This window comes from Planotetraspora thailandica, assembly GCF_016863335.1.
Classification (GTDB): Bacteria; Actinomycetota; Actinomycetes; order Streptosporangiales; family Streptosporangiaceae; genus Planotetraspora; species Planotetraspora thailandica.
This window is the reverse complement of record NZ_BOOR01000019.1, coordinates 43410-52281: the sequence shown is the minus strand read 5'-3', so window position 1 is coordinate 52281 and position 8872 is coordinate 43410. Positions and strand designations below refer to the sequence as shown.

Genomic DNA, 8872 nt, shown 5'->3' with positions numbered 1-8872 from the left:
ACAGCTAGTCGAAGTCGGTGCAGGTCGCGTACCAGTCGCCGCTCAGGTGGTCGGCCGTGGAGACAGGGAGATCCGTGGCCCGAACGCCGGGCGCGTACGCGAGCCCACACTGCGTCAACATCCCCCCGGTCCCGTTCACGTCGAAGTAGAGCACGCCGTCGTCTCGCCGCACGGTCTCGATGGAGAAGACGCCGACGAACCTGTTGACCGAAACGTCGGCATCGTCTTCAGGCAGCGACTGCCCAAAGGCGACCAGCGCCGGTTCGGAGATCATGAAGGCCAGCCGTGTCGGGACACCCACGCTCACGAGGATCGCCGTAAGGACGCCGATGATCGGCGCCCAGACGGTCCACCTACTCCGGCGCATCGCGGGCATGAGGAGCAGGGTCAGCCACGCCACGGCCACCAGCAGCCAGAGGTCGGCGGCGATCATGCCGCCGGAGAAGTCGCCACCGGGAGGGGCGGACGCGACCAGCGTCGACGCCGCCGCCAGGCCCGGGAGACCGGCGAACCACAACCACAGCCATCGCGAGCGTGCCTGCTCGGGCTGGGCCTTCGGCCCCTCGCCGATCATCACCGGCCGCTTCAGTCTTCGCACACCATGTACCAGTCTCCGGTCAAATGCTCGGGCTCGAAGAGTTGGGGATCGAGCACGTGACCGCCGGCCGTACGAACGAACATGCACTGCTCCAGCATGAATCCGGCGCCGTTCACGAGGAGATAAACATCGCCCGATTCCCGGTAGGCGCTGTCGATGGAGAACAGCCCGACGAAACGTCCCACCGGCACGGACTCTGGGTCGGCGTCGTGGCCGGGGAACGAATCGGCATACGCGTTCAGCGCGGGCTGCGAGGCAAGGAACGTCAGCCGCAGCGGCACGTCCGCGGCGATCAGGCCGATGGTCAGCGCGAAAACGGCGGGACCCAGCATGAGGAGCTTCGCGACCCTGGTCTTCGGGATCGCGAGCTGTGCCAGCCACCACACACCGGCGAACGCCCAGGCGCAGAACGCGGCCAGAAACAACAGGAAGTCGCCGCCACCCGGAGGCGTCGCGTAGACCCATGTGAGCACCGCCGCGAAGATCGACGGTCCGGCGAACCACAACCATTGCCGTCGGCCGGTTCCCCGGCCCCATTCCGCATCGGGCAATTCAGCTGTGATCACAAGCCCGACCTTATCCAGCCCTTCCGGTGAAAATCGGGAATCATGCTCGACACCGCCGTCACAGCCACACGCCGCCGGCGTCGGTGATCGTCGCAATGATCGGGCCGGCCTGCGCCTCCGGCCACAGCCAGTTGCGCACCTCGGCGACCGCACGTGCGAGCTGGTCTCCCGAGATCTCGACGGCCTCATCCTCAACGACGGGCCAGGCGGGAAACGCGTGAACCACCACCAGGCCATAGCGGGCGAGAGCGGTCAGCGTCTCGGCGAGCACCGGAACCGCCCCGACATGCCGTTCCCGGTCTTCGTCACCCGTCCACGCGGCGGCGATCTCCCAGAGCGGGGCGCCGCCGTCGGTCTCCTCCAGTACGAACGCTTCGGTGAATGTCAGACCTTCGGGTTCGTCCACGATCGCATTCTGCGCGACGCCGTCGGCTCTCGGCCAAAGGTTTTCCGCCGCACCGGGGCCCCGTGCCGGAGACACAGCCGGCGGTCTCATCGTCGCTCAGCGCATCCATTCGAACCCGAGGCCCACGTGTCGCATCTAAACGGCGACCGGCTCGAGCCCAGGGGAAGCGGACGTGATAGGCGACTTCATCTTCAACGTGGTCGCTTCATGGCTGGGCGGCCTGCTGGCACGCCGCCGTGGCTGGAGACTGCCGCGTGCCGTCTGGCGTCCCGACGGGTCCGTCACGTTGCCAGGCCTGGCGCACGGCTTCGACGTGCCGTCCTATGCGGCCCATCGGGGATGGATAGGCGGACACGTGACCATCGCTCCGGACGTCATCACGCACTCGATCGACGCGGACGGCAAGCTGTCACGCCGGACGATCCCCCTGCGGGACGCGGCCGTCACGATCCGGCCTCCCACGGACGAGGAGTTCCCCTCCGTGTTGAACCGCACGGTCGTCTGCATCTCCCTTCCGGACGGTCGGCCGTTCAAGATCGCCATCGACCCGGCGTACGACCGGGTTCTCCAACTGTTCCGCGTGCCTCGCGAATAGCAGCCGACCGCCGGTGTGCGGTTGCCGGTCAGGGCTGAAGCGTTCTCATGTGGTGAAACCCAGTAGGTGAAGTGCGTCGGCCGGGTGGCTGCGGTAGCGGTCGATGGCGGCGGCGATGTTGGTCCAGCCGATCAGGCGGGCCAGCCCGATGGCGAGGTTGCGCAGGCCGGCCATGATCCGGGGTGCGGTGCCGGTGCGGACGCGGCAGGCGTCTTCGCGGTAGGTGACGTCGCGGATGTGGTGCAGGGCCTCGATGCTCCAGTGGCCGCGGATCAGAGCGGCGAGATGGGCGTGGGTGGCCCGGCCCGGCGGCAGGCTGGTGACCACGTAGAGGGTGACGATGGTGGTCTTTCCGGTGCGGTGGTCGGTGCGGCGGCGTTTGACCTGAATGGCTTGGGCGGCGTGGGGGAAGGGCAGGCCGGGCCGAACCGCGCAGATCTTCATGCGGCGGATCTCGCGGCGGCCGTGGCCGCGTTCGTCGGTGCGGTCGTTGAGGATCGCCTCGCGCCAGGGCAGGGCCTTGAGCTGGGTGTGCAGGGTGGGCTGGTTGCCCTTGACGATGAACAGATAGTGGCCGTCGGCGGCGATGATCTGGCGGGCGTAGAACGGGCTCGACGGCGCTGTATGGCTACGGTCGACCGTCTGTTGCCGGCGGCTGAACGGCGTGTGGCTGATCACGCACGAGCACATCTCACTGCCGATCAACCCTGATCGTTCATGGGTCCTGGAGGGGCAGGGCACCGAGTCACACTGATGTGCTGGTAACGGCGGATTCCCGCCGTGACCATGCTCGGGGGGTGACCGCCAGCCGTCCGCCGCCGGAAGCCGCACGGGACCCGGCGGCTGTAACCACCTCTGCGCGCCGGCGAAGCCGACACCCCGCCCCGCCGCCGACCGGCGGCGGGGTGGCACCTTGCTGCTCAGCCCACCCGCGTACGAGCCGCAGCACCTGCCCGGCTTGATCCAGACCTGGTGACTCACCGATCAGGTGGGAAGGATGCCGGTGGCGTCGCCTCCGAACGGCCGTCGAAGGCGCGTCTGGCGGCGTGCACAAGAAGGGCGTTGTCGACGGACCAGTCGGCGATGGCGGTGGTGAGGCGTCCCGCCTTCACGCCGAGCTCGGTCAGGGCGTAGTCGACGCGCGGCGGAATGGTCGGATAGACCGTACGGCTGATCAGACCGTCCCGTTCCAGGGACCGCAGGGTCTGGGTCAGCGATTTCTGGGTGATGCCTTCGATGTTTCGGCGGAGCTCGGTGAACCGCAGCGGGCGCTGGTACTTCTCCAGCAACCCGAGTACGTACGGCGTCCACTTGTTCGCCAGCACTTCGAGCACGGTCCGGGACGGGCAGTCCTTTGCGTATGTGGGGGGTCCTACGCGCTTCTCAGTATCCATCAGGTACCTATATATATGGAGGGTGCCTACTTCACAAAGGATACCGATGCCTTCAGGATGAACGGCATGCCCGACACGCCCACGGCCCGCAGTGCCACCACGTCCTTCGTCTCCATCGATCGCCGGTCCGACGGCGTGGCCGTCCTTCGCATCGATCGGCCCGGCCGCAACGCGCTCTCGACCGTCGTCCTGAACCAAATCAGAGCAGCCGCCGACGAGCTGGCCGCCGACCCTCCTGGAGCGGTCGTCGTCTGGGGCGGTGACGAGGTCTTCTCTCAGGGCGGTGACCCGACCGAGTTCGACACCGTCGATCCGGCGCTGGCCCGGTACATCGGGGAGCGTTTCCACGCCGCCAACTCCGCGGTCGCCGCCATTCCGCGCCCGACCATCGCCGCCATTTGCGGAGTCGCGACCGGCGGCGGCTTGGAGCTGGCGCTGGCGTGCGACTTCCGTGTCGCCGCGGCGAATGCCCGGCTCGGCCTGCACGAGATCACGCTGGGTCTGTTCCCCGGAGGCGGCGGCACTCAGCGTCTGCCCCGGCTCGTCGGTCCGGCTCGGGCAAAGTACATGATCTTCTCAGGTGAGCCGGTGTCCGCCGGAGAGGCGCTGCGCATCGGGCTTGTCGACCAGGTCGTCGCCGACGGCACGACGCTGGACGCCGCGGCAGCGTGGGCGGCTGCGCTCGCGGCCAGGCGCGCCACCGCCCTGGAGCTGGCCAAACAGGCTGTCGACGGCGGGCTCGACCTGCCCCTAGCCGATGGCCTGCGCCTGGAACTCGATTTGTTTCCCCGGGCGTTCGGAGCCGGAGCGGAATCGTCCAGGGACAACCGTGGGCCTATGGCCGGGGCCTGACCGCCCCGGTACCCGTCGCGGGCGTCGGCCCGGGCACGTGCGGTTCCGGTACCCGCTCGTCAGCATGAGCACTGGTGGCGGCAAGGGCTGGTTATGGGCCGGGTCTCACCAACCGAGAGCACTTCAGCCCTGGGTTTCCGGTCAGGCGCTCGGGCCGAGTTCGCGCGCCACACGAGCCGCCATAGCGGTACAAAACTCGCATTCAGGGTTATTCGGCGTCTTTTCGCCTGAACTCACATAGCCGTCGACATGGGGATCTTGTTGCTGTAGAAATATATCCACGTCAGAAATCTAGCCTTCAGGGGCATTATGGCGAAAAAAGGAGCACGTAAGGCGGCCAAGCCCCTACGGCGTGCCAATGATGCCGCGCATGCAGACCCCAGCGATCCTTCTGGGCAGAATTCCTCGGGCGGCACTCCCTTATGGAAAAAACTACTGGGTGGCCCGAAGGCGCTGAGCATCTTGGTCGTCACCACCTTGACCACCTTTCTGGTGACGAGTTACGCGCCACGACTGGTCGCCGCGGTGGATCGGCTGACCGGGCCCGGCGACGTCACCATATATGCCTTTGAAAATCCCAATACGGATCGCGATGTCGTGCTGGCCTACGACGACCCGAAGAAGTTTCCCGACGTGGAAGCGCTTTATCAAATGCTTCAGAGCAAAGACTTCGGGCTCGGCAAGGATGGATATCAGGCACTCGCGTCCACCGACATGGTCATCGTCGAAAATCGTTCGCACGACGACATCGCCCTCGTGGGCATCGCGTTCAAAATACTGACCCGGAAGGATCCCCCGAAGGGGACCGCCGTATGGCTCAATCCCCAAGCCAACGACAAGGTCATCGAGCTGGGGTTCGACCTGGATTCATTCAACTCGCACGCGCGGTCCATCAACCCTGACGGCACTCTGGGTGAAGACTATTTCGCGCACAACCGAGTGGTGCTGAAGCCCGGCGAGCAGATCGCGATCTCCATGCGAGGCGACGCGACCAGGTTTCTCAACTTCTGGCGGGCCGAGATCAGCGTCTATATCGACGGCTCCGTGCGCCAGGTGATGGCTCCCGCGGCGGACAAGCCGCCCTTTGCCACTACAGGGCTGGCAAATACCTTCGGCAGCGCCTTCGACATTGCCGGGGGCCACATCAAACAGGTGGCTCCGAGACTATTCTGCGCCAGGCACGTCAAGTGCGGCCCTCGAGACAGCTGGAAGTAGTGTCAGGGGATGTCTCCGAATCAGTTTCGCGTACTCCGCGTCGTAATGGCACTCGCTTTGGTTTCGCTGGCGCTCGTGGCAGGCCTCGCCATGGGAAAGCCCTCCGGCCCTCGACCTCAAGCACCGATAAAGGTGCTCGGCGAGCGAACCGCCGCCAAGACTCCTCTGCCAGAGGCGACACCGATCAACGTGATAAGGGACCCTCCTTTCTTATCCGTATTCCATCTCCGTACCTCGAATCAAGGCAGGGGGACCGAGAACATCTACGTCTTCCCTGACGGGCGCGCCGCCATGGCATCTCTCGAGGAACTACTGGATTGCGATGACTACGCTTCCTGGGCGCACGCCAACGGCGGGACCGAGGTGGGCTTCGGCAACTTTTCCTTTACATTAGATAATCTCCTGGAACCTCCCGACGAAATACGGGTGAGCACGGTTCTGCATTCCAACACACAGTTGCCACCAAACCAGACCGTTGTCTCGTGTCGTGATCCGCATGACGCGCCTTCGCCTCCCTACACCGTTCCCGACCTGACCATTGGAGCCACCAGCACGGCGAGCCTTCCCGGCGATACATTGGCCCGCGATTCCGAGAATGGATGGAGCCGTAATCTGTGGATCGGGGGCGGATCGTGTGGGCGATGCTCCTACAGTCTCGAATTCAGAGTTCTCGCGAATGGCGAGACATACACCATGCCGGCCCAGGGACCTTTCGAGATCAGTGCTTCTCTGAAAGACCAGCCGGACATCCTCCTGTGCACCAAAGCCAATAAAGAGGACGGTACCCCCGGTGGCTTGATGAGGCTGGAGGACCCTGCCCTGGCATGCCCTGATTAGGCCTGACAAATCAGGACTCCTCGATTCGTGTTCGTGTTCGGGTTCGATCGCACGCACCGCCGGGGCACGGTGTAGCCACCGCCGATGGGCAACGCGACCAGCGGTGATCGACTTCATCGGCTCCGGGCAAGCGGTGGTCAGTAGCGCGCGCTGGAAGCGTGCAGCAACGGGGACACGACCGAGGAACGGCCGTCCACCGTCGCCCCCGCGAACTGGAGGCTCGGCGCCAGAAGCCGGTTGTTCTCGGCGGGGAAGTTCAGCTTGGGCGCCGAGACCTCATCCAGCGTGGTGCGCTGGGCCTCGCTGAGCGTCACGTCCAAGGCACCGACGTTGGTCTCGAACTGGTCGATCCTGCGCGAGCCGATCAGGGTGGAGGTGACTCCGGGCCGCCCCTGCACCCAGGCCAGGGCGACCTGGGCGGACGTCGCACCCACCTCCTCGGCGATGGCGTTCACGGCGTCGATCACGGCCAGGTCGGCCGCGGTCGGCTCGCCGGGAATCCGCGTGCGGTTGGCGTCCGGGATCGTGGTGCCGGCGCTGGAGTACTTGCCCGACAGCAGCCCTCCGTGCAGCGGGGACCACGGCATCACGCCCATGCCCAGCGCCTGGGACATCGGGATCAGCTCACCCTCCGAGGTCCGCTCGAGGAGGGAGTACTGCAACTGCACCGCGATGATCGGAGCCCACCCGCGCAACCGCGCGAGTGTGGCCGCCTCGGCGGTCGCCCACGCCGGCACGTCGGAGAAGCCCACGTAGCGGATCTTGCCGGCGCCGACCAGATCGTCCAGCGCGCGAAGGGTCTCCTCCACCGGGGTGACCGGGTCGAAGTTGTGCAGCCAGTAGATGTCGACGTAGTCGGTCTGGAGGCGGCGCAGCGAGTTCTCCAGCTGTTGCACGATGGCCTTACGGCTGGGTCCACCGCCGTTCGGGTCGTTCTCATACAGATTGGCGAAGAACTTCGTGCCGAGCACGAGCCGGTCACGCTGCGACGGCCGGCCGGCGAGGTAGTCGCCGATGATCCTCTCCGAGTGGCCGTTGGTGTAGACATTGGCGGTGTCGATCGAATTGCCACCACGATCGATATAGGCCGCGAGGATCTTCGTCGACTCCTCCGCGCTGCTTCCCCAGCCCCAATCCTCTCCGAATGTCATCGTGCCCAGCGTGAACGGGCTGATCCGCAGGCCGGAGCGGCCGAGGGTGACATAGGAATCGAGCGACATCGTGGACCTCCACGTTCATGGGATGACGAGACGCCGACAAGGCGGTCTCCGAATACGTCTCCATTGAACGAGGCAACGGCATGATCACCTAGGCCGTTGCGCTCGATCCATTGCACGATCCGCTCAAAGTTGCCCGGATAATGATGCACGTGCACCCGGGGACGTGGTTCACTCGAGTGATGAGCCACCTGGACGAACTCGGTCGTCGGATCGTGCGACTCGCCGGGGACAGCCCCCGCCCCCTGTGGGTCGAGGACGCGATGGTGTTCGCCGCCCACCACGTGACCGAGACGATGGCCACGGTCACCGAGCCGATGCTGGCCCTGGTCGTGCAGGGAGTGAAGCGCTCGGCCCTCGGCGACCATGTCTTCGAGCACCACCCCGGCCAGGCCGCTGTGGTGACCGTCGCCCTCCCCCTGACCTCGCAGATCACACAGGCCAGCCGCCGCGAGCCGTTCCTCGCGCTCGGGCTGCGGCTCCAGCCCTCGCTGATCGCCCAGTTGCTGGTGGACGGCGGGCCCACCGCCATCCGGCCCCACGACGGACCGGGCATGGCGATCAGCAACGCGGACGACAAGCTGCTCGACGCCCTCGTCCGGCTGGTACGCCTGCTGGACGAGCCACGTGACCTCCGGGTGCTCGGGGACGGAGTGCGACGGGAGATCCACTGGCGGCTGTTGAACGGACCCCAGAACGCCCTGATCAGACAGGCCGGCGCGGCGGACAGCCGCCTCGCCCTCGTCGCCCGCGCCATAGCCTGGATCAGGTCCCGGTACGACCGGGTGATCCGCATCGACGACCTCGCCTCGGACATCGGCACGAGCGTCTCGTCCCTCAACCGGCACTTCCGCGCGGTGACCGCGATGAGCCCGCTCCAGTACCAAAAACAGATCCGGCTGCAGAAGGCCCGTATCGAACTCATCTCCGCACCGAACGATGTGGCCGCGATCGGCTATGCCGTCGGCTACGACAACCCGTCACAGTTCAGCCGCGAATACCGGCGCATGTTCGGGATGCCGCCGGGGCAGGATGCGGTACGCCTGCAGACCATGGCCATAGTCCAGGAGTAGCCAGCCGACACCGCTCTACGAGCGCATGCCGTTCCCAGGGTTACCGGTCGTCGTCGCTTGCGCGGGACCCGCCCAAAGACGCGGGCGGGTCCCTTGCGGTCCTGGTGGCCGCACGACGG

11 protein-coding genes are annotated in these 8872 nt (G+C 66.1%); 5 read left to right on the top strand and 6 right to left on the bottom strand.

Annotated elements, in window-relative coordinates:
• Positions 1–4 precede the first annotated feature (4 nt).
• The 3 genes from Pth03_RS15170 to Pth03_RS15160 are packed head-to-tail and all read right to left on the bottom strand — an operon-like array spanning position 5 to position 1570.
• Entirely contained in the window at positions 5–598 is a 594-nt protein-coding gene (locus tag Pth03_RS15170; protein ID WP_203944901.1) for a hypothetical protein, read from the bottom strand.
• The gene (locus Pth03_RS15165) at positions 586–1164 is read right to left on the bottom strand and encodes a hypothetical protein (RefSeq protein ID WP_203944900.1); all 579 of its coding nucleotides are present in this window, start codon (positions 1162–1164) and stop codon (positions 586–588) included. Before Pth03_RS15165 ends, Pth03_RS15170 begins: the two co-directional genes overlap by 13 nt.
• A gap of 58 nt (positions 1165–1222) precedes the next feature.
• The gene (locus tag Pth03_RS15160; protein ID WP_203944899.1) at positions 1223–1570 is read right to left on the bottom strand and encodes a hypothetical protein; all 348 of its coding nucleotides are present in this window, start codon (positions 1568–1570) and stop codon (positions 1223–1225) included.
• Positions 1571–1742: 172 nt separating this feature from the next.
• Here Pth03_RS15160 and Pth03_RS15155 point away from each other — a divergent pair, with 172 nt between their 5' ends.
• Positions 1743–2165, top strand: a complete 423-nt coding sequence (locus Pth03_RS15155) for a hypothetical protein (RefSeq protein ID WP_203944898.1) — start codon at positions 1743–1745, stop codon at positions 2163–2165.
• Between the two features lie 45 nt (positions 2166–2210).
• Here the strand turns inward: Pth03_RS15155 and Pth03_RS15150 are convergent, their stop codons facing one another.
• Positions 2211–2843: an ISAs1 family transposase gene (locus tag Pth03_RS15150; RefSeq protein ID WP_203944897.1), complete on the bottom strand. Its 633-nt coding sequence runs from the start codon at positions 2841–2843 to the stop codon at positions 2211–2213.
• A 299-nt stretch (positions 2844–3142) separates the two neighbouring features.
• Positions 3143–3490 (bottom strand): winged helix-turn-helix transcriptional regulator, encoded by a 348-nt coding sequence (locus tag Pth03_RS15145; RefSeq protein ID WP_239119054.1) that lies wholly within the window; start codon positions 3488–3490, stop codon positions 3143–3145.
• A gap of 135 nt (positions 3491–3625) precedes the next feature.
• Between Pth03_RS15145 and Pth03_RS15140 the strand changes: the two genes are divergently transcribed.
• The 3 genes from Pth03_RS15140 (at position 3626) to Pth03_RS15130 (ending at position 6463) form a co-directional block, all read left to right on the top strand.
• Entirely contained in the window at positions 3626–4411 is a 786-nt protein-coding gene (locus Pth03_RS15140) for an enoyl-CoA hydratase/isomerase family protein (protein WP_203944895.1), read from the top strand.
• Between the two features lie 309 nt (positions 4412–4720).
• Positions 4721–5626, top strand: coding sequence for a hypothetical protein (locus Pth03_RS15135; RefSeq protein ID WP_203944894.1), 906 nt, complete (start codon positions 4721–4723; stop codon positions 5624–5626).
• Positions 5627–5635: 9 nt separating this feature from the next.
• A complete protein-coding gene (locus Pth03_RS15130) occupies positions 5636–6463 on the top strand; it encodes a hypothetical protein (RefSeq protein ID WP_203944893.1) in 828 nt (275 codons plus the stop codon).
• 137 nt (positions 6464–6600) lie between these two features.
• Here the strand turns inward: Pth03_RS15130 and Pth03_RS15125 are convergent, their stop codons facing one another.
• Positions 6601–7683, bottom strand: coding sequence for an aldo/keto reductase (locus tag Pth03_RS15125; RefSeq protein ID WP_203944892.1), 1083 nt, complete (start codon positions 7681–7683; stop codon positions 6601–6603).
• A gap of 179 nt (positions 7684–7862) precedes the next feature.
• On the opposite strand from Pth03_RS15125, the gene Pth03_RS15120 reads away from it, so the two are divergent.
• Entirely contained in the window at positions 7863–8753 is an 891-nt protein-coding gene (locus tag Pth03_RS15120; RefSeq protein WP_203944891.1) for an AraC family transcriptional regulator, read from the top strand.
• Positions 8754–8872 lie beyond the last annotated feature (119 nt).

Excerpts from the sequence above, each read along its gene's own strand:
- Pth03_RS15140 (WP_203944895.1), top strand. The coding sequence starts at position 3,626 with ATGCCCGACACGCCCACGGCCCGCAGTGCCACCACGTCCTTCGTCTCC.
- Pth03_RS15135 (WP_203944894.1), top strand. The coding sequence starts at position 4,721 with ATGGCGAAAAAAGGAGCACGTAAGGCGGCCAAGCCCCTACGGCGTGCC.
- Pth03_RS15130 (WP_203944893.1), top strand. The coding sequence starts at position 5,636 with ATGTCTCCGAATCAGTTTCGCGTACTCCGCGTCGTAATGGCACTCGCT.
- Pth03_RS15125 (WP_203944892.1), bottom strand. The coding sequence starts at position 7,683 with ATGTCGCTCGATTCCTATGTCACCCTCGGCCGCTCCGGCCTGCGGATC.
- Pth03_RS15120 (WP_203944891.1), top strand. The coding sequence starts at position 7,863 with ATGAGCCACCTGGACGAACTCGGTCGTCGGATCGTGCGACTCGCCGGG.